The sequence below is a fragment of the Mucilaginibacter galii genome, assembly GCF_014635825.1.
Classification (GTDB): Bacteria; Bacteroidota; Bacteroidia; order Sphingobacteriales; family Sphingobacteriaceae; genus Mucilaginibacter; species Mucilaginibacter galii.
In genome coordinates, this window is sequence record NZ_BMDO01000005.1 from 186,305 (window position 1) to 205,716 (window position 19,412).

Genomic DNA, 19,412 nt, shown 5'->3' on the forward strand with positions numbered 1-19,412 from the left:
GTTTATATATATTGATTCCCTTTCGGGATTATTTTAAAGTGTAATATTTTAATAATCTGCAAAGATACATCTAAAAACAAAATTTTAGGGTTTGCATTTCGTTCCACCGCGTAATGCGCTTTTTCAAGCACTTCGCTTATAGCTTCGGCCATATCCAGCGTCATTACGGCGGCCATTTTTTGTGCCGTTTCTTTTTCGGCAGCGGGCAGGTGCACCAAATTGGCGGCACCGCTCATCATTAAACAGCACTCGCGTATATAGCTTATGCCGTAGCGGATGAAGTTCTTTTGTCCCTCGCGGCCTGCTTTGGCAATAGCCTCTACAAACTTCATCATTTCCAGCCCTTTGTTGCCGTAGCATTTGCGAAGCCAGTCTAAAAAAGCTTCGTGGTAGCTCTTAGTTTCCTGGTGAAGCATGCCTAAAGCTTCGCTCAGGTTGCCGTTGCTCAGGTAAGCCGCTTCTTCGGCCGTTTGCGCAGGTACCCCTTTTTCATTGATCAGAAAGCTCCGCACCTCGTTATAAGGCAGCGCCGGTATTTTAACCAGCTGCGTACGCGATAAAATCGTATTCAGGATCTGATCCTGGTTTTGAGCCACCAGCAAGAACACGGTATTGGGCTGCGGCTCTTCAATAATTTTGAGCAGCGTATTGCCTTCCTTGTCCAGGTACTCGGGCAGCCAGAGTATTAACATTTTATAAGCCGATTCGAACGGTTTCAAGCTTAATTTTTTTAGGATCTGATGACACTCGGCTATATTAATGTTGGCCTGTTTATTATCGGCCTGCAGGTAACCTCGCCATGTGTCCAGGCTCAAATAGGGGTTGGCCAGCAGGGCTTCGCGCCATTGTTCTATGAAGCTTAGGGCTGTGTCGTTTTTGTCTGATGCAAAGAAAGGGTAGGAAAAATGCAGATCGGGGTGAACGTATTTTTCATACTTACGGCATGAGGAACATACCCCGCAAGAATCGTAGGGTTGCTTATCCTCACACGATAAATATTGCGCATATGCCACTGCCAACGCCAAACTACCCGACCCCTCAGGGCCTAAAAACAACTGGGCATGACTTACCCTGTTCTCCTTTACGGTGTTTAATAAACGTTGCTTTACAGCCTGTTGCCCTACTATTTCTTTAAACTGCATTGGTGCAAGATAGGAAATTTTTAGTTGTGGGGTGCGGGGTTTTTAGTTGCGGGGTCTTCCTATTGATTATATGATAAATGAGTAACTTTGTGGTTGAATTTTGCCCCTCGCAACCGGCAACCCCAAACCCCGCACCTCAATGAGAATAATGGCTTTTGATTATGGTACCAAGCGCATAGGCATTGCCGTGACCGATCCTATGCAGATGATAGCCACCGGGCTGGAAACCATACACCCGAACCAGATCATCGATTATTTGAAAAAATACCTGCAAACCGAGCAAGTGGAAACCTTCGTAGTAGGTGAGCCTAAGCAAATGGACAATACACCCTCGCAATCGGCCATGCATGTGCGGGGGTTCGTGAATTTGCTGAAGAAAACTTTCCCGGAGATACCCGTACAAATGCTGGATGAACGCTTTACCTCCAAAATGGCATCGGCGGCTATACTGGCCGGGGGGGTGAAAAAAATGGGAAGGCGCGACAAGGGTTTAGTAGATACCGTGTCGGCGGTAATTTTGCTGCAATCGTGGATGGAGGGTAGGGCATTTAAATTTTAACTCCGTGGCAATGTCATCATGGATAGGCGAGGTAGCTGCAGCAGTTATGATGGGTTCTTTACCTTTTCTTTTCCCTTATAAGCCTAAAGCATATGTTTCAACCTGGCAAAAAAGGCAATTGGTTGCAAAATACAGGAAGTGGGACTGGTTATGCTTGCCTTTGCTGTTCACCGTTGTGCCGCTGATGACCTGGGTATTCGGCCAAATTTTTATGGCGCAATATCAATGGGAAATTGACGATAACCCACGAATATTATATCAAATACTCCCCGGATATGATGCTTGGTATGTGCCCGGAGTTATCGTAGCATTTGCATTAATAGGCCCGGTTATGACGGTAATTTATAGGCTGATATTAAAAGATAAGTATGCCGATTATGAACTATACAGCAACCTTACTCATGGCATTGATGCCAGGAAGATTTGGGGGGCTATGGCATTATTATTTAGCGTAGCAGCCCTGGTAACCATCTATTTCCTGAACAACTATTATATCAAGATCTGGAACTTTAAGATAGAGGTGAACGACTTGTTGAATACTAAGGCGAAAGGTTACAGTTTTAATCAGATCCAAAAAATAACTTACGTAGAATACTCCTCTGCGGGCGGCGAGGGAAGTAAGCTTGAAGAAGACCCACATTACCTGGTGCAATTTAAAGATCAATATGTTTGGAACACCCTCCCCGGGTGGACTAATGCAGGAAGAAAGCCGGAGTTCATTAAGTTTTTAAGCCTGCGGTCGGGTGTCAAAATAGATACCATGGGGGTAGAGGGTATAACTCCGCCCGTTAAATAAACATTTTTATCATTTGTTTATAAAGTACTCTATGAGCTTTTCAACAAATCAACATTGAGCCTAGCAACAAAGCTTCGCCTGGTTTAAGTACCGACTTTTCTAATGTACATTAATAATTAAGAACATGACAAAAGTTTGGTTTATTACCGGTTCGGCCCGTGGGCTGGGCCATAGCATTACACAAGCTGCTTTGGCAGCAGGCTATCAGGTAGCGGCCACTGCACGCAATCCCGAACAGCTACAAGAATTTACCGAAAAGTTTCCCGATCAAATATTGCCCCTGCCGCTGGATGTAACCAGTAAGGAGCAGATACAGCAGGCCGTAGCGCAAACCATTGCCCGTTTTGGTCGCATTGACGTATTGGTGAACAATGCCGGCTTTGGTATTACCGGTGCTGCCGAAGCTTTTACCGACGAGCAGGTGCGCAGCCAGCTGGAAACCAATTTATATGGCCCCATTGAGATTACCCGTGCGGTATTGCCCCACATGCGTCAGCAGCGGTCGGGCCGCATAGTACAGATCAGCTCTATTGGCGGGCGCATTGGTACACCGGGGTTAAGTATTTACCAGGCGGCTAAATTTGGTTTAGGCGGCTTCGCCGAATCGCTTTCGCGCGAGGTGTTGCCCTTGGGTATTCATGTAACTTGCGTAGAGCCGGGCGGTTTTCGCACCGATTGGGCAAGCGCATCAATGAGCTATGCACCGGTGGTAGAGGGCTACGAGGGCACGGTTGGCTTTGTGACCAAGTTTTTAAAGGGAGGCAATTTTGTACCCATGGGCGACCCAGATAAAGCGGCTAAAGCAATTGTGAACCTGTCTGAACATGCTGAACCGCCCGTACACCTGGTATTAGGCAGCGAAGCCAGCGCCATGCTGCAGCAAGCCAGCGAAATGCGCAAGGCAGAGTTTGAAAAATGGCTGCCTGTAAGCCAGTCTACCGATGCCGATGATGCCATTGACTTTCTGCAAACCGAAGCAGGTAAGGCTTATGCTAAGCTGAAAGGGGTAGAGTAAGCCCCTCCCAAACCCTCCCCGGGAGGGAGGGCTTTAGGATCTTGCAATTCTGCGCCTGTCGAAGATTTAGCGAAGCGGCGAATACTTCGACCGGCTCAGCATAACACGCTAATTTAAAATAGCACTTAAAAACAACTGCTTCTTAAAAGCCCTCCCTCCCGGGGAGGGTTGGGAGGGGCTTTTTTTATTACATTTGATCATCATGAGCGCATTACAGGCCCAGCCGTTACCTAAAATATTGTATTCGTGTTACCACAGCCATAGCCGCGAGGGCGAGCAGTTTGTCCCCGAGCATATCCTGAGTTTCCAGCTGGCCGGCTCCATGACTATAAATGATGGTGAGCATGAGCAGCACTTTGCCAATGGCGATATCAGGCTGCATCAGCGTAACCATTTGCTCAAATTTTACAAACAGCTGCCGCCCGATGGGGGTGAATATAAATCGCTATCAATCTATTTAGATCAGGCTACGTTGCACAAGTTCAGTAATGAGTATGGCTACACCGTTACCAAAACACATATAAACAAGGCGGTAATACCTATCAGGCCTACGCAGCAGTACAAAAGCTACCTGCAATCCTTATATCCTTACGAGCAAATTATGCAGCAGGGTAATGAAGATTTGCTGGCCCTGAAAGTGAAGGAAGCTTTACTGATCTTGCTTAAAACCAACCCCGAGGTTAAAGACATCCTGTTTGACTTTACCGAACCCGGTAAAATAGACCTCGAAGCATTTATGGTTAAAAACTACAAGTTCAATGTAAGCATGGAGCGCTTTGCTTATTTAACCGGCCGCAGCTTGGCCACCTTTAAGCGCGATTTTGAAAAGCTGTTTCATACCACGCCCGGCCGCTGGCTGCAACAGCAACGCCTGAAAGAAGCCCATCACCTCATTAAAGAAAAAGGCCGCCGGCCATCAGACGTGTATCTCGAAGTAGGGTTCGAAGACCTGTCGCACTTTTCATTCGCGTTTAAGAAAGCGTACGGCGTGGGTCCGTCTATGCTTTAACGGGTTGCAAAAGGCCTCTTTTTTCTCAAAAATTAAAATTCCTAACTTTGCGGCATGGAAATCCTCGATCCGCAACTACAAGCTTACCTCGACATGCACTGCGACGCCGAGCCCGAGGCGCTGCGGAAAATAAACCGCGAAACGCATTTAAAACAGTTAAAGCCCAACATGCTGAGCGGCCACTATCAGGGCCGTATGTTAAGTATGCTGAGTAAACTGCTGCAGCCTAAGCTTATTTTAGAGGTGGGCAGCTTTACCGGTTATGCCACCATTTGTCTGGCAGAGGGATTGGCAGAGGGTGGTAAAGTACTCACTATTGAGGCCCGGGCCGAGCTGGAAGACACCTTACGTAACAATTTTGCGCTGGCCGGCGTACAAGACCGAATAGAGCTACATATAGGTGATGCTAAGGATGTTATATTTGGATTAACCGAAAATATTTACGACCTTAGTTTTATTGACGCTGATAAGAAGAGCAATCTCGCTTATTTTGAGCTCATTATAGAAAAAACAAGACCGGGAGGTTTAATAATAATTGATAATGTTTTGTGGAAAGGGAAGGTGTATGGCGAAGCCAACGATGCCGATACCCAACTTTTTAGAAAACTAAATGACGCCATTGCTGTTAACACACAGGTTGAGAAAATAATTCTCCCTGTACGAGACGGCGTGCTCGTTATCAGAAAAAAGTAAATTATGAAGAAAATCTTACTGTTTGCCTGTTTGCTTTCTGCAACATTCGCTGCATCAGCACAAAAAAACACTTCTAAATCTTATATCGATAAGTTCAAAGATAATGCCATTCGCATTATGCACGAGAGCGGAGTGCCCGCCAGCATTATTTTAGCTATAGCCATGCACGAAAGTGCCAGCGGAAACAGCAAATTAGCCCGTGTACAAAACAATCATTTTGGTGTAAAAGGCAAAAGCCCTGTATCATATACAGGACGCAAGGCTACAGGCTCTTCCTATAAACAATACGACTCGCCAATGGATTCGTTCCAGGATTTTGCCCGTATCATGACCGAGCGTAAGCAATTCAGTCACCTGTCGCGCTCGTTATCGCATTACGATTATAAGAGCTGGGTTAAAGGTATACAGCGCAGCGGTTATGCCAGCAGCCATACCTGGGGCAGCCAGGTGTTAGGCCTTATCCGCAAATACGAGCTTAACGCTTACGATGAGCAGCCCGATAGCGTAAAGGTTGAGGCTAAGCATCAATAAATATAAAGTTAAATCATCATACCGTCATTGCGAGGTACGAAGTAATCCCTGAGTAGGCATAATTAGCCATACATAGCCCAGAGATTGCTTCGTACCTCGCAATGACGTTTTTAGTTAAATACTAAATGCAAAAAGCCTGCATCAAAAATATAGCTTACCTGTTGCTGCTCACCGCGCTTCTTTCGGCTTGTTCAACCCGTAAAAAGGCAGTGGTTATTACCGCGCCAAGTGGTACGGCACCTGTTAGCCGCACCCCTGCCACTCCACAGCGCAACCCCGAGGCGCACCGCAATAATGAGCGTGTTCAAAAAGAAAACGAGCAGACCATCAAAACCTTCACTCCGTACACTGTAGCTTCATATATTGAAAGATTTAAAGCCATAGCCATTAAAGAAATGAACCTTTACGGCATCCCGGCAAGTATTACGCTGGCGCAGGGACTGTTTGAATCGGGGTTTGGCAACGGCGAACTTGCGCGGGTAGCCAATAACCATTTTGGTATTAAATGCACCAGCGACTGGACCGGCCGCAGCTATTTTAAAGATGACGACCGCCCCGACGACTGCTTCAGGGTCTACAACAATCCCGAAGATTCGTACCGCGACCACTCCGAATTTTTAAAGCGCAAGCGATATGCCAAGCTTTTTGAGCTGGATAAGAACGATTACGAGGGCTGGGCTTATGGGTTAAAAGCAGCAGGCTATGCCACCAATCCCAAATACCCGCAATTGTTGATCAATACCATTGTAAAATACCAGTTAGACCAGTTTGACCGGCCCGAGGGCGAACTGCAAAAAATTAAACGCGAAGACCGGGTGCTGGCGCAAATCAATCAAAACATTGGTAAAGCCGCTAAAGATTCTATCATCAACAATACGCCTCTTCAAAAATTATACACCGTGGCCACGGGCGATACACTATATAACATCTCCAAACGTTTTGGCCTTACAGTAGACGAATTGAAGGCCCTGAACAGCATGGTTGATAACAATATCCGGATAGGCCAATCGCTCGTGGTGGGCAAATAAGCACACCAAATTAAACCCTGTATGTTAAATTTGGTTAAAAGAGCAGCCGGTTTAATAAAAAACTGTTATTTCTGCATCTTTTAATTGAAGAACACGGCTCAAAACAACAAATGAAACTATGGCTCTTGCTTTTACTATGCCTTCCGGCTTTAAACGCATTATCGCAGGATAAACCTGTGGTGGGCCTGGTGTTTGATAAAACTACCAAAGAACGTATAGCCCGTGTAAACGTGCGCAACCTGCGCAACGGCCAGTCGGTTTATAATAACTTAAAGGCCGAATTTAAAATACTGGCTCAACCCGGCGACTTGCTGGTTTTTAGCAAGCAGAACTACTTTACCGACACCCTTAAGGTACAGCGCAATGCCGATATGGCCGTTTATCTTAAAGCCAGTAGCATTATACTGCCCGATGTTAACGTGCGCGATACACTGTTAAGCGCGCAAAAAAAACTGGAGGCCACCCGGCGCTACATGAGTAAATTGTACGGCGTATCGGCCAATCGCGATTTGCTGAACATTGGGCCCGGCTTTGGGGTGGGTATAAGTATTGATGCCATTTGGAACATGCTGAGTAAAAGCGGCCGCAATGCCGAGCATCTGCGCGAAATTATTGAACGCGACCATAAGCTGGATGTGGTAGACCAGCGTTTTAGCAAAGTTTTGGTGCAGCAGCTTACCGGTTTAAAAGAGCCGCAGCTCACCAGTTTCATGACCCGCTACCGGCCCAGTTACTATATGGTTACCACCGCTACCGATTATGAATTTGCCAGCTACATTAAAGGCAACCTGAAACGCTTTTTGCGCAACCCAAACATTGTGGCCCTGCAGGAGCTTAACCCCTAGTAATGGCTTATCCTATTATAATTGCCCCGTTTTTGCAGGTAGATGGTATGGCCGTTTTTCCGTTTATACTGGTTAAAAAGGCTGTGTTTAAGCAAGATGTGGTGCTCATTCGCCACGAAACCATACACCTCAAACAGGCAGCCGAACTGTTGGTGATCCCTTTTTACCTGCTATACCTGCTCAATTATATTTTGAATAGGTTCAGGTATAAAACACACCATGAGGCATATATGAACATTGTTTTTGAGCAGGAGGCTTACCGGCACGAATACGATGTGGGCTACCTGCAAACCCGCCGGTTTTGGGCCTGGTGCAGGCCCCTCCCAAACCCTCCCCGGGAGGGAGAGCTTTAAAAGACATGCGCTATTTGAAATGATATTTTAATTAAAAGCACATTTTCGTTTTATTTGCTTTATCTATGATGAAAACCGGCTTCGGATTTCTTGTCCTATTTTTGCTCACCTGTACCATGGCTATGGCGCAAACCGATAGCCTGCAACGTGCAGCAGATAGTCTGCGTGTGGTTGCCGACAATCTTCGCCGTGCCGATAGCCTTCGCCGCGATAGTATTAAGATAGACACCAACCTGCTTAACCGCTACCGTATAGAGCCACGGCGCAACGCGTTGCCGCAGCGTTTAAGACCCGTGCAAATACAGCCCGAGCTTATACCCGTTACCATGCTCGATTATAAGGTGAGCTATTGGCACAAGTACGTAATATTTGGTATGAACTTTAACCAGGCCGGCTTTAGTAATAACTGGGCCGGGGGTGGTGTAAACTCTTTTGCGCTGAATGGTAACCTTGATTATAAGATAGAATACAACAAACAGCCATTTACCTACACCAGCCAGTTAATATTACTTTACGGCCGTTCAAAAAATAAAGACCAGCTATCGCGCAAGAGTAACGACCGTATTTTTTGGGATAACAAGATAGCTACCCAAATGTCTAAAAGCTGGTTTTTCTTTGGGTCGTTGAGTTTTGAGTCGCAGTTTGATAAGGGTTTTAGCTATGATGGCAACGGTAATCGCACGCTTATTTCCAATTTTATGGCCCCGGGCTATATTACCGAATCGGTAGGTTTAGAGTATAAGCCCAATGGTTACTTCGATTTGCGGATTGGTACAGGTACGGCCCGTCAAACCTTTGTGTTAGATACGGTAATATCAAACAAAACCGGCCCTAATTACGGCGTAACCCAATACAGGACATTTAAAAACGAGCTGGCTTTCCAGGCTGTGGCGGCTTTTGATAAAGAGATTATGCAAAACCTGCGTTTAACCAGCAGGTACCAACTGTTCATACCTTACGGCCGGTCGCTCAAAAATGTAGATCACCGTTTAGATGTCACTATTGCCGCCCGTGTTAACCGCCTCATTTCGGTAACGGTAACCGGCGTAGCGTTGTTCGATAACGATACCTCGCCCAGCGTACAAAGCAATGAGAACTTAGCTTTGGGGGTATTGTACCGTTTCCCGTAAACTATTCATAAAGAACAATCACCTTAACCGGGCGCTCGGCTTTTTCTAAAGTGAGGCCAAGTTTATCTACCGCGGCAAAAATGTTGGTTTTGTCGCGCGCGTCATTACTGGTTTTAATGTCGTAGCCTTTAGTTAAGCCGGTTTCATCAATCACAGGCAGTTCCAGTTCATTGCTCAAGTAAATGTGTGCAAACTCTGCAAGCGTAATCTCTTTGCCATCGAAACCATTGCCGTTAAAACTATAGGTGCGGGTGTTGGGTGCCGATAAGGGCAGGGTAAGCGGCGCGCCAGGTTTGGTTTTTAACAGATATACCGGCATGGTGCGCATTTCGGTGCGGGCTTTTACCGGTAAATTTCCCTGCAGCTTTCGTTGCATCATAGGGTATAAACTGTCCTTTTGAGCGGCACTAACCAATAGGTCGAAACAGTAGAGCTGGCTCTGGTCGTTGTAATCGTTATACTTCTTTTTATCTATTTCATAAATAATCTGTTTAGGACTTCTGATCTCGTATGCGGTACGGTACAAGGTAATGAAGCCAACGTTATAATAACTAATGCGCCGTTTGGCATAGGCACCCATGGTGGGTACCCTGCCTAAAGACTGCTGGCCTTTCATGTAGCCACGTATGGTAAAGCTGCTGGTCATGGTGGTATCAACGCCAAAAGCATCTTTAGTGCTGTTGTCTAACCGTTCTTTGATCTTAGCATCCGAAACAACTTTTTCACCTTTTAGGAGCCTGTCGATCATCTTGGTGCTGAGAGAATCGGTGTTGACCACGGCTACTATGTTGCGCCGGGCATCAACTATGGCGCTATAACCTACCGAAGCCAGGTCGAGCATTTGGTACAGCATTTCCGATGTATCGCTGGCCAGCCATATTTTGGAAGGCCTCTTTGCAATAAATTTTCGCAGCTTTTCGGGCGAATCGTTACTTACGCCTATTATTTGTATTTGGGTAGGGTACTTATCCTGTAGCTTGGCCAGCATTTCCATTTCGGGCATACACGGTGCACACCAGGTTCCCCAGTTATTAAGGATGTACAGCTTGTTCCCGGGGTAGTGGTTAAGGTCCAGTTCTTTAACCGGTGCGTTTACCATAGGGCGGAAAATAAGGTCGGGAAAGTGATCGCCCGCTTTGAGCCGGTAGTTTTGGCTGTAGACTAAAGTGCTGAAAAGTGCAAAAATGAGCGTAAGCAGTTTTTTCATGTGTTATGGATTGATGCTGCAAAGCTGCAAATAGAAGAAAGAGGAATGTGTTATTGGCCCGGTTAACTTAGGTTATATTACGTTAACGGTCACGCTGATGCTGCCACAACCTGCTATATTTGGGGTGAATGAAAATGAGCACCCGTTACTTATTAATACTGTGTATAACTGCGGTTGCCGGGGTATTTGTGCTGCAATATTTTTGGATCAGGAATTACTATTTTGTAAACAAGGCCACCTTTGAAAAGGAAGTAAACCTGGCCATGGAAGATGCGGTGAAAAAGGAGTTTATAGTGCGTTGCGATACTATTGAGCAGCGGGTATTAAACCTGTTAAATGATACCAACGAATTCATTATCAAAAACCAATACAACATCAAGCAAAAGCGCTATTTGCTCACCGTGATGGATAAGCGCCACCCGGCCGATAGCAGCAGCTTTTTATCAGATACATTAACCAAAGTATTATTGCCCGGCGATACGGCTTACCGTAACAAAATAACACGCTACTTTGCGCGGTCGGTTAGGGTGACCGAATTGGAGAGCCGCTTTTACTTTTACCACACACAAAAGTTAGGTAAGTTTACCATGGAGCAGGTCAGGAAACTTGATTTTGACACAGCCAGGCTAAGGCCAATATTAACAAAGTTTTTAGCTGAACGGGAGATATACACCCCGTTTAAATTCTCCTTACGCTTTAAGGATAGTATTTTTAACAAGAGTAATTTTAGTACCGCACTGCTGACCCTTTATCCCATCATTACCAAAGCACATTTAACATATAAGAACAATAAAAAAGACCATTACGTTCGCGCCATGTTTATAAACCCATCAGGTTACATTGTATCAAAGCTTGGCTTTATGGTGGGCGGTTCACTGGTGCTGGTTTTAATGGTGGGCTTTAGCCTGTTTTACCTGCTGCGCTCGCTGCTGACGGAGAAAAAGCTATCGGCCATTAAAAACGATTTCATCAGCAATATAACACACGAATTTAAAACGCCCATTGCCAGTGTATCGGCAGCGGTAGAAGCACTGTCGGGTTTCAACGTGCTCGATGATAGAGAGAAAACACAGCGCTATCTCAATCATTCTAAAAACGAACTGCAGCGATTATCAACATTGGTAGACAAGGTATTGAATAGTACCCTTTATGAAAGGCAGGATTTTGCCATCCAACCCGAAAGCATTAACGTGGATGACACCATCAAGGCAATTCTCCAAAATCATACCGTAGCTACCACCAAAACGGTGCACTATAGCTATGCTAACCATAGCCATGTTCAAACCCTGCAAGCCGACCGGTTGTATTTTGAGCATGCTTTAAGCAATGTGATTGATAATGCCATTAAGTATTCGGGCAACGAGGTGAAAATAGAGGTGACTTGTACTATGAAGAGTAACCTCCTTGCTATTGCCGTATGCGATTATGGAGCTGGTATTAGCAGCGGCAACCTGGGGCTGGTATTCGAAAAGTTTTACCGGGTGCCTACCGGTAACCGGCACGAGGTAAAGGGCCATGGTTTGGGGCTGAGTTATGTAAAAAGTATAGCGGAACGGCATGGCGGCAGCTGCCACCTACAAAGCGAGCCCGGCAAGGGCACTACCTTAACCTTAAACTGGCCGGTATGAACAAACCACTGATCTTGCTGGTAGAGGATGAACCCATACTGGCCGAAATTGTGCGCGAAAGCCTGCAAACCCGTGGTTTTAATGTACTGCATGCCGATACCGTTAAAACAGCCATGCAACTTTACAGTGAGCACGTGCCACAATTGATGGTGTTGGATGTGATGCTGCCCGATGGTGATGGCTTTACCCTGGCCCGCCACATTAGGACCCATAACGTTGAGCTGCCCATTATTTTTCTCACCTCGCGCTCGTTGCCGCAAGATGTGGTACAGGGTTTTGAAAGCGGCGGCAACGATTATTTAAAGAAACCTTTTAGTTTAGAAGAGCTCATCATTCGCATTAAAGCGTTGCTCAGCCAAAACCGGCTGGTAAGCCCGGTGGTAAACACGGCACACATTACCTCCCTGGGGCAATACCTGTTCGAGTACCCGGCATCAACCTTAACACTCATGGGCAAAAAGCGTACGCTTACCACCCGCGAGGGCGAAATACTGCACATGCTCATCGGCAGTAAAAATCAGGTGCTCGACCGTAAAACCCTGTTGCTGCAACTTTGGGGCAATGATGACTACTTTTCGGGCCGCAGCCTCGATGTATTTATGGCCAAACTGCGTAAGTATTTAAAAGACGACCCCACGGTTAATATCCTCAACATTCGCGGGCAGGGTTATAAGCTTATTTACGGGTAAGGGTAGTTAAGCAGCTGGTATGATAAATAGCAGGCATAATTACACTTATTCAACTACTTAACCCAATCAACTAATCAACAAAAAACCTTAACTTCGTAACCTCAAAATAAAGCAGGAAAAAGCATGTTTGAAAATCTTTCCGATAAGCTCGACAGGGCGTTTAAAGTTCTGAAAGGACAAGGAACCATTACTGAAATTAACGTGGCCGAAACCATGAAGGAAATTAGAAAAGCCTTACTGGATGCCGACGTAAACTATAAAACCGCCAAAGCCTTTACCGATGATGTAAGGCAGAAAGCATTGGGCGATAATGTACTAACTACTATTTCGCCCGGTCAGTTGCTCACCAAGATCATGAACGATGAGCTGACCGCCTTAATGGGTGGTACCACGGCTGAGATCACTTTTCCTGCTACGCCTACCATTATCTTAATTGCAGGTTTGAACGGTGCGGGTAAAACTACTTTCAGCGGTAAACTGGCCAACTTCCTTAAAACACAAAAGAACAAAAAGCCGCTTTTAGTAGCCGATGATATTTACCGCCCCGCAGCTATTACCCAGTTACAGGTTTTAGGTGAGCAAATAGGCATCCCGGTTTATGCCAACCTGGAGAGTAAAGACCCTGTGGCTATTGCCTTAGAGGGTATTGCCCACGCCAAAGCCAACGGCAATAATGTGGTTATTATTGATACCGCCGGCCGTTTAGCTATTGACGAAGCCATGATGGTGGAGATAGAGAAAGTGAAATCCGCCGTTAACCCGCACGAGATCTTATTTGTGGTAGATGCCATGACCGGTCAGGATGCGGTGAATACTGCCAAGGTATTTAACGACCGCCTTGACTTTACCGGTGCCGTGTTAACCAAGTTAGATGGTGATACCCGCGGTGGTGCAGCCTTGTCTATCAAATCGGTAGTGAACAAGCCTATCAAGTTTATTGGTACGGGCGAAAAAATGGAAGCCTTAGACGTTTTCCACCCAGAGCGGATGGCTTCGCGGATCTTGGGCATGGGCGACGTGGTATCCTTAGTGGAGCGGGCGCAGATGCAATTTGATGAGAAAGAAGCTGCCGAACTGCAAAAGAAAATCCGCAAGAACAAGTTCGACTTTAACGACTTTTACAGCCAGATTCAGCAGATCAAGAAAATGGGTAACATGAAAGATCTGATGGGCATGATACCGGGCGTAGGCAAAATGATGAAGGATGTGGAGATTGGCGATGATGCCTTTAAGAACATTGAAGCCATCATCTCCTCCATGACCCCTTACGAAAAAGGTAACCCCGACAGCATTAACCCAAGCCGCCGCAACCGTATAGCCAAAGGTTCGGGTACCGATTTGCAGGAAGTAAACCGCTTAATAAAGCAGTTTGAAGACATGCGCAAAATCATGAAACAAGTAAGCAACCCCGCAGCCATGGCCAACATGATGCGCCGTATGCCGAAGATGTAGTTAGGAGAGAGTCAAGAACTTGATGTAAAAAACCGTCATGCTGAAATTTTCAGCATGGCGGTTTTGTTTTTTGGCGGTGGTCTAAAAACGCGGGTATAGAAGTCCAAGTACTTTGTCTCTGGTTAGTTTTCACCTCAATATTTCATTGACTTAGAATTCGAAAACTCTTATTAAACACACTGGTAGTTTTCTCATCACTTACTAAGTTTTCATTATATTAGAGCCATTACATTTAAATATTTATGAAGATCTTTAGTTTGCTTTTTGTACTGGGAATGATCTCATTTCTATCGGGTTGTTCTCTAAATTCTCCAGTATATTTTGGTTCGAAATTTACTTCAACAAATGAAGTGCAGTCGTTTTATTCTACTAAAGACATAAACAGACCGTTTGAAGTTATAGGACATATGAATGCATCTACAGGACGATCCGAGTCCAGCCAAATCAGAACGAGGCAATTAGTCATTGAAAAAGCTAAAGAGATTGGTGGTGACGGCGTTGTTTATTCTGAGCTTAATAGACAAGTTAATCAGAAAACAACTGACGATTTTACGATGAAAGTAGACGTAATTAAATTTAAGTAGTTTCGGACTATTATAGATTATCTTCCTTAGTAGTTTAAAATTGTGGAGCTACCGCAAGTGATAGTAGTATGGGCGTTTAGAGAGAAACGGGCGACCCTTTTATTGAAGTGCTGGATGATGCAATTAAGCTTATAAAAAGGATCCAGCAAACCCTATAGGATTAAACAATATTGAGGTTTATAAATTACAGATAGCTATTTTAGAGCAAAATTCATAAACCCGTACATGACCCTTAAACCCCTCCTCACCTTATTACTTATCGGTATTTCCTTTACCGCCTTTTCGCAAAATCACACCAAGTTTAGTCGCAAGGCCGATAGTCTTTATAAAGCCAAGAATTATGCGCAGGCCGGGCCGTACTACATCAAGGCTGCTGCTAATGCCGAATACGCCGCTGTAAAAAAGAACGATTATTATAATGCAGCCTGCTGTTATGCCCTGGCCGGTAAAACCGATAGCGCGTTCCTGATGTTGAATGCATCTATCAAAAACGGCTATACTAATATACAGCACATCAAAGTAGATACCGATCTTGACGTATTGCACTCTCTTGCAGCATGGCAAACCATCATTAATACGCCCGTTCCTGTCAGGGACACCGACGACCCTTATAAAGCCAAACTGGTAACTACCGACGTCCAAAACTTTTGGAAAGCTTATGACCTTGCTCAAAAAGATACGGCCAACCGTTTAGCTATCTACAAAAAATATTACCTCAACCCGGCCAGCCCGGGCATGCAAGATTACTTTGCCTACAAGGTATCATCGCTGGCTAATTTTGTGAGAGGGCACGATAAGCGGGCTAAGTTTTATGCAAGCATTCGCAAGAGTACCGAGAAGGTAGAATCGCAGAAGAAGCAGATACAGCAGAGCTTTGTTAATTTCAAAAACCTGTATCCGGCGGCACGCTTTCCTAATATGTATTTTATTATCGGCAGCTTTACCTCGGGTGGAACGGCTTCAGATAACGGCCTGCTCATCGGGCTCGATCAGGCTGCCGGTTCGGCCGACGTGAACGTAAGCGAACTCAGCCTGTGGGAACGGAATAATTTGACCGATATTGATGCCTTACCTTACCTCATGGCACACGAGCTCATCCATTACCAGCAAAAGGGAATGGGCAGCGATACTACTTTACTCAAAAGCGTTATGGTAGAAGGTATGGCCGATTTTATAGGCGAGCTTATTTCGGGCAAAACAGCTAACCCGCGTTTGCACACCTGGGCCAAAGGTCGTGAGAAGCAGATCTGGGCCGATTTTACAAAGGATATGTACCTGAATAAAGCCAGCCACTGGATTGCCAACTCTGATGAAGAAACGGCCGACAAGCCCGCCGATTTAGGTTACTGGGTAGGCTACTACATTTGCAAAGCCTACTATCAAAATAGCCCTGATAAAAAGAAAGCCATTGATGATATGCTGCATGTAAAAGATTACAAGCAATTTTATACCTTAAGTAAAGCCGATGAACTTCCTTTCTTGAAATAGATGTTCAGGTATTAGAGATAGAAAAGCGTAAATATCAGGAGATTTAAAACCCGCTTTAATAATTAAACCGCCATGCAGATGTTTCTGTATGGCGGTTTTTTTTTGTTATTCTCTAATATAAATAAATGCAGAGCGCTGCTTTGAGTTTGTACTTAGGTAAAGGAGATAAATGGCGATCAATCGTTCATGCCAAACTGCTGTTTGCAATTTGCTGATAATTAGCGAGCTATATTTTTAGTTCCCCGATTTCCTGTTTTGGGGCGCTGTGTCAACAAGGGCAGGGTGTACTATCCCCAGTGGGAAATTGAGGTTTTTGTCCTTCATTATTCGTTTAGCAATATTTCGTGTTAATTAACCTCGATTTTGATAATAAATGATGCTATTTAATGCAAAACCTTGCAAAAGGGCACTGTCGGCATTTGTATTGCCTAAGTATTAACAGATTTATTAATTAAACATACACAACAAAAATAACCCTTAATTAAAATGAAACGTACTTTTACTCTTGCCACCCTTTGCATCATTGCTGCCGCTTCTTTGTTCACCAGCTGCAAAAGCTACGATGTTGCTTCACGCTTTAATTCAAAATATGTTATAGCAAGCAGCGGGAAAATGAACGCCGAAGTTCCTGAGAATTTCGAATTAGGTTATGCCATGCTGGCCCTTACCAACCTGGCACAAAAAGATACCGCTATTGTAGATCAAAACACAGCTTACTACCACGATTTAATGACTTGGATGGGCAAATACAAAAACCACAAAAGTGTAGAACTGCTTAATGCTACACTTAGCCGCAACCCTAAACTGGTTAAAAGTTACCTTGATGGTTTATACGCTTTCCAAATGAATGGCAACCGCTTTTCACTAAAAAGCAGCTACCGTATAGATCTTAACAGAGTTGATTTTAAACGCTTTGCCATCCTGCTCGAAAAATTTCATAAAGACAGCCGCTTCCACGAGTTTTATGTACAGCACAACGGCCTGTATGCCGACATGATACAAAAAGCAAACAACCTATATTCTTTTAACGAAGCAAAAACAGTTAACGGTACTGTAAAAGGCTACCAGGTTATCTTGTCGCCATTAACCAAAGGCTACGCCGGTACTATGGAAATTAAAGGCCACGCTTACAGCGAACTGATCATCTTTCCTCGCATGTCGGTTAACGGCCGCTACTACGCCATGAAAGAAGCCATTGCAGGTAACCGTTCGGCAGAATAATTACGCCCCTAATTTTACTTATATATATCCTGAAGGCTGCCTTAATAAAGGTGGCCTTTTTTTATGAGCAGGAGTTCGAATTTATCAAATTTATCAGGCATAGATTTTGTCTTAATAAGCACCTAACAAAATATATTAACCATGAAAAGCTTTGACGAATTAAAACCCATAGCCGACGGCTACTTACAAGAATTGATTGCTAAGGATAAAAACCAATCAGAAATTGAGTTCCCCTTTGACCAGGATGGTGTAAGGTACGAAGCCAAGTACGTGCTCAACAAAGAGAGCGGTGCCTGGGATCCTGAGTTTATCAAACCTTTTACCACCGACGTATTATAATAAAATATTTGTTGATATTACTGCTATTATGTTTTAAAGCCTCCTTATTTATAAGGTGGCTTTTTTTATATTCACCTACATATGCAACCTTATACCGATCCTCAGCGTAGAACGCTGTGTTCTGTAAAACCAATTAACACGATTTAAAACAATATAATATCAAAACTAATCGGTGAATTTTAACTCAGTCTGCTTACTATCCGGCACTTCCGCCATGCACGGGAACTATATACCTCGGGCAATATTCAATAAATCCTTATATGTATCGTAAATTTGTATTTCTTATCCCGCTGTTAATTTTATTGGGAGCAGGCCATGTCGCAGCACAGATCAACAACTCGGGCGATCTTATCTTACACCAGCAATCGGTAAAGCTAAATTTAGGTAGCCAGGGTATTGGTGCAGAGTATGCTTACGGTATTGATAAAAAAGTAGCTTTGCGCCTAGGTATCAATGTTATCCCGGTTAGCGTGAACGATGCTTTTGATATTGCCGACTTTAACTCTACCTCCAAGGTGTCGGCCAAATTTACCAACATTCACCTACTGGCCGATTATACGCCGTTTAAATCGGCACCCGCTTTCAGGCTGGTAGGCGGTGCGGCTTACTTTGTTCGAGGCCGCGGAAGCATGCAGGTTCAGCCTAAAGATAATTACACCTACGGTGATATAGTTCTTACGCCAGACCAAGTAGGTTATTTGAATTTGGATGTTGACTGGAAGGGTATTGCACCTTATGCAGGTATCGGTTTATTTAAGGTAATGCCTAAGCGCCATTTTAATGTTAACGTTGATTTAGGTACCTATTACCTCAAAGAGCCCGATGTTAAAATTGTGGGTACCGGCATCCTGAAAGGGAATAACACCCAGGAAGGCCAGTTAAAAGACAATGTGAAAGATTACCGCTGGCTGCCGGTTTTTCAGCTTAACTTTAGTTACAAACTCTAAGTCTCCAATCATGAAAATCTATATAAAAAGCTGTTTTTTCGCCATATTACTGCTCTCGGTATTCTCCTGTAAAAAACCAACCGAAAACATTAAATTAGTAGTAGATACCGATATTCTTAAATATACCGCCTTTATCAGGGTTACTGATGCTGCCAACGGCACCCTACCGGCCAATGCCAAAATTACCATAAGCGGTGCCGCTGCCGATAATATTTATGAAATATCAGGCAAAAAGAACTTTAACCTGGTGCAAGGTGTGGTAACCATTGGCTTAGGCCCGGCGTTAACGCCCACTGCTTCTAATCCGGTTACTTGTACCGCTACCATTACTGCCAACGGCTACACCACGGCAACCCGAACCATTACATTTACTGCCGATAAAAGCCAGCAAATTATAAACATCCAGGTAGCAAAAGTAGGTTCTACAACGCCGCCAATTGTAGTGCCCGATCCGCCTGTTTATCCAACCCCTGTGGTACTTAACTTTATTGGCACCTGCCGTAACCGCAGCGATTTTGAGATCCGCCCGAGTGTTTACATCATGTTTCGCGAAACCGGCTCTAACCAGCCCTATCAATATTTGGGTTACATGGATAAAGGCGTTCTGAACACTACAACATTAGGACAAGGCAAAACCTACGATTTTCAAACGTCGTTTAACGGCGAAAATCTTTCAGTAACGCAAAAAATTGAACAGGCGAGCTATTCACTCACGCTGGATATGGGTAACGCCTGCAGTAATTTTTAAAGCAGAAC

Annotated in this window: 21 protein-coding genes; 19 read left to right on the forward strand and 2 right to left on the reverse strand. The window is 44.6% G+C overall.

The features are described 5' to 3' along the window. Positions 1-2: 2 nt before the first annotated feature. Complete coding sequence (locus IEV61_RS10840; protein ID WP_188416519.1) at positions 3-1,142, reverse strand: DNA polymerase III subunit; 1,140 nt, start codon at positions 1,140-1,142, stop codon at positions 3-5. 139 nt (positions 1,143-1,281) lie between these two features. Here IEV61_RS10840 and ruvX point away from each other — a divergent pair, with 139 nt between their 5' ends. From ruvX to IEV61_RS10890, 10 genes are all read left to right on the forward strand, one after another. Beyond that, positions 1,282-1,701, forward strand: coding sequence for a Holliday junction resolvase RuvX (ruvX, locus tag IEV61_RS10845; RefSeq protein ID WP_188416521.1), 420 nt, complete (start codon positions 1,282-1,284; stop codon positions 1,699-1,701). A gap of 10 nt (positions 1,702-1,711) precedes the next feature. After that, on the forward strand, positions 1,712-2,497 hold the full coding sequence (locus IEV61_RS10850; RefSeq protein WP_188416523.1) for a hypothetical protein: 786 nt from the start codon (positions 1,712-1,714) through the stop codon (positions 2,495-2,497). Positions 2,498-2,621: 124 nt separating this feature from the next. Then, positions 2,622-3,512, forward strand: coding sequence for an oxidoreductase (locus IEV61_RS10855; RefSeq protein ID WP_188416525.1), 891 nt, complete (start codon positions 2,622-2,624; stop codon positions 3,510-3,512). 202 nt (positions 3,513-3,714) lie between these two features. Then, a complete protein-coding gene (locus tag IEV61_RS10860; protein WP_188416527.1) occupies positions 3,715-4,521 on the forward strand; it encodes a helix-turn-helix domain-containing protein in 807 nt (268 codons plus the stop codon). A gap of 54 nt (positions 4,522-4,575) precedes the next feature. After that, entirely contained in the window at positions 4,576-5,214 is a 639-nt protein-coding gene (locus tag IEV61_RS10865) for an O-methyltransferase (RefSeq protein WP_188416529.1), read from the forward strand. Positions 5,215-5,217: 3 nt separating this feature from the next. Continuing rightward, the gene (locus IEV61_RS10870; protein WP_188416531.1) at positions 5,218-5,745 is read left to right on the forward strand and encodes a glucosaminidase domain-containing protein; all 528 of its coding nucleotides are present in this window, start codon (positions 5,218-5,220) and stop codon (positions 5,743-5,745) included. 125 nt (positions 5,746-5,870) lie between these two features. After that, positions 5,871-6,773 (forward strand): glucosaminidase domain-containing protein, encoded by a 903-nt coding sequence (locus IEV61_RS10875; protein WP_188416533.1) that lies wholly within the window; start codon positions 5,871-5,873, stop codon positions 6,771-6,773. A gap of 110 nt (positions 6,774-6,883) precedes the next feature. After that, positions 6,884-7,618 carry a hypothetical protein gene (locus IEV61_RS10880; RefSeq protein WP_188416535.1) on the forward strand — a complete coding sequence of 245 codons (735 nt, stop codon included), beginning with the start codon at positions 6,884-6,886 and terminating at the stop codon, positions 7,616-7,618. Between the two features lie 2 nt (positions 7,619-7,620). Beyond that, positions 7,621-7,971, forward strand: coding sequence for a hypothetical protein (locus tag IEV61_RS10885; RefSeq protein ID WP_188416536.1), 351 nt, complete (start codon positions 7,621-7,623; stop codon positions 7,969-7,971). Between the two features lie 65 nt (positions 7,972-8,036). Beyond that, on the forward strand, positions 8,037-9,101 hold the full coding sequence (locus IEV61_RS10890) for a DUF3078 domain-containing protein (RefSeq protein WP_229747102.1): 1,065 nt from the start codon (positions 8,037-8,039) through the stop codon (positions 9,099-9,101). Position 9,102: 1 nt separating this feature from the next. Here the strand turns inward: IEV61_RS10890 and IEV61_RS10895 are convergent, their stop codons facing one another. Continuing rightward, the gene (locus IEV61_RS10895) at positions 9,103-10,308 is read right to left on the reverse strand and encodes a TIGR03435 family protein (RefSeq protein WP_188416538.1); all 1,206 of its coding nucleotides are present in this window, start codon (positions 10,306-10,308) and stop codon (positions 9,103-9,105) included. Positions 10,309-10,436: 128 nt separating this feature from the next. Between IEV61_RS10895 and IEV61_RS10900 the strand changes: the two genes are divergently transcribed. From IEV61_RS10900 to IEV61_RS10940, 9 genes are all read left to right on the forward strand, one after another. After that, on the forward strand, positions 10,437-11,936 hold the full coding sequence (locus tag IEV61_RS10900; protein WP_188416540.1) for a sensor histidine kinase: 1,500 nt from the start codon (positions 10,437-10,439) through the stop codon (positions 11,934-11,936). Then, complete coding sequence (locus tag IEV61_RS10905) at positions 11,933-12,625, forward strand: response regulator transcription factor (RefSeq protein WP_188416543.1); 693 nt, start codon at positions 11,933-11,935, stop codon at positions 12,623-12,625. The genes IEV61_RS10900 and IEV61_RS10905 overlap by 4 nt, the downstream gene beginning before the upstream one ends. Positions 12,626-12,748: 123 nt before the next feature. Next, entirely contained in the window at positions 12,749-14,077 is a 1,329-nt protein-coding gene (gene ffh, locus IEV61_RS10910) for a signal recognition particle protein (RefSeq protein ID WP_188416545.1), read from the forward strand. Positions 14,078-14,319: 242 nt separating this feature from the next. Next, positions 14,320-14,661: an LptM family lipoprotein gene (locus IEV61_RS10915; RefSeq protein WP_188416547.1), complete on the forward strand. Its 342-nt coding sequence runs from the start codon at positions 14,320-14,322 to the stop codon at positions 14,659-14,661. A 225-nt stretch (positions 14,662-14,886) separates the two neighbouring features. After that, the gene (locus IEV61_RS10920; protein WP_188416549.1) at positions 14,887-16,149 is read left to right on the forward strand and encodes a gliding motility protein GldB-related protein; all 1,263 of its coding nucleotides are present in this window, start codon (positions 14,887-14,889) and stop codon (positions 16,147-16,149) included. A 486-nt stretch (positions 16,150-16,635) separates the two neighbouring features. Beyond that, on the forward strand, positions 16,636-17,370 hold the full coding sequence (locus IEV61_RS10925) for a DUF4932 domain-containing protein (protein WP_188416551.1): 735 nt from the start codon (positions 16,636-16,638) through the stop codon (positions 17,368-17,370). Positions 17,371-17,511: 141 nt separating this feature from the next. Then, positions 17,512-17,709 (forward strand): hypothetical protein, encoded by a 198-nt coding sequence (locus tag IEV61_RS10930; RefSeq protein WP_188416553.1) that lies wholly within the window; start codon positions 17,512-17,514, stop codon positions 17,707-17,709. 260 nt (positions 17,710-17,969) lie between these two features. Beyond that, positions 17,970-18,656, forward strand: coding sequence for a hypothetical protein (locus IEV61_RS10935; RefSeq protein ID WP_229747103.1), 687 nt, complete (start codon positions 17,970-17,972; stop codon positions 18,654-18,656). A 10-nt stretch (positions 18,657-18,666) separates the two neighbouring features. Continuing rightward, the gene (locus IEV61_RS10940; RefSeq protein ID WP_188416554.1) at positions 18,667-19,404 is read left to right on the forward strand and encodes a hypothetical protein; all 738 of its coding nucleotides are present in this window, start codon (positions 18,667-18,669) and stop codon (positions 19,402-19,404) included. Positions 19,405-19,412 lie beyond the last annotated feature (8 nt).